Consider the following 698-nt stretch of genomic DNA (forward strand, 5'->3'; position numbering starts at 1 on the left):
CAGGAGTAGCTTACTTGTTTTCGCAAGAAATAAAAAATTTTATTCTGAGGCGAAGCCGAAGAATCTCGGGATCCTTCACTTCCGCTCAGGATGATAATGGAAAAGAAAATAATCATTTAGAATTGGTTGCGCTTGCCACGATTGCGGATTTAGTTCCTCTGAAGGGAGAAAATAGAACGTTTGTAAAATTTGGTCTTGAATTATTAAGAAGGACAAAAAGAATTGGAATTTTGGAAATTATTAAAGAAGCGGGAATTGATAAAGAAAATATCAATACTTATGAAATAGGGCATATTATTGCTCCCCGGCTTAACGCAATGGGTAGACTTGAATATGCGATGGATAGTCTGAGGCTTCTTTGCACAAAAGACACAGAGAGAGCAAAAAATCTTGCGCAAAAGCTTGGAATTACCAATAGAAAAAGGCAGGCAATAACGATTGAGTCATTTGAACATGCTAGATTGAAAGTGAAAAGTGAAAACTCAAAAGTCAAAAGTTTAATTTTTGTAGGACACGAATCTTATCAGCAAGGTGTGGTTGGGCTAATTGCGGGAAGATTGGTTGAAGAGTTTTACCGGCCGGCGATTGTTGTTTCGAAGGGAGAAAAATTAAGCCGTGCATCTGCAAGATCAATCAAAGGATTTAATATAATTGAATTTCTAAGAAACGCATCTGAATTACTGGTAGATATAGGAGGG

The 698-nt window shown here is 37.1% G+C and carries 1 pseudogene (running past one end of the window); it reads left to right on the plus strand.

Annotated features, from left to right (window positions below):
• Positions 1-698, plus strand: a pseudogene (locus tag COX77_04055) (hypothetical protein); it runs 453 nt beyond the window's last position.

The organism is Candidatus Komeilibacteria bacterium CG_4_10_14_0_2_um_filter_37_10 (genome assembly GCA_002793075.1).
Taxonomy (GTDB): Bacteria; Patescibacteriota; Patescibacteriia; order UBA1558; family UBA1558; genus UM-FILTER-37-10.